The 263-nt window shown below is 70.3% G+C and carries 1 protein-coding gene; it reads left to right on the top strand.

Going from position 1 to position 263, the window contains the following annotated elements:
• Positions 1-79: 79 nt before the first annotated feature.
• Positions 80-263: hypothetical protein (locus tag AC6UDB_RS07065; RefSeq protein ID WP_500709554.1), on the top strand; the 184-nt coding region annotated here is incomplete at its 3' end.

Below are 263 nucleotides of genomic sequence, written 5' to 3'. Positions count from 1 at the left end.
GCTATACGCTGTTCGCCCGCTTCGCACTGGGCCGATAGCCGGTCTTCCCCCGGCAACAAATCCGGCGCATGGGCGAGCCATGCGCTGGACCTCCCGTATCGCCGCCGCCGCGCTCGTCGCGGTCCTCCAGGCCTGTGCCACGCCGCCGGTGCAGACCCCGCCGCCGCCGACCGCAACTGCAGAAGTACGTGCGCCGGTGACGATCCTGGTCTCGGTCGACGGGTTTCGCGCCGATTATCTCCAGCGCGGCGTCACCCCCAACC

It is taken from the genome of Fructilactobacillus sp. X3R2C1 (genome assembly GCF_059901235.1).
Note: the sequence above shows the minus strand (reverse complement) of the source record. Positions and strands in the feature narration are given on the sequence as shown.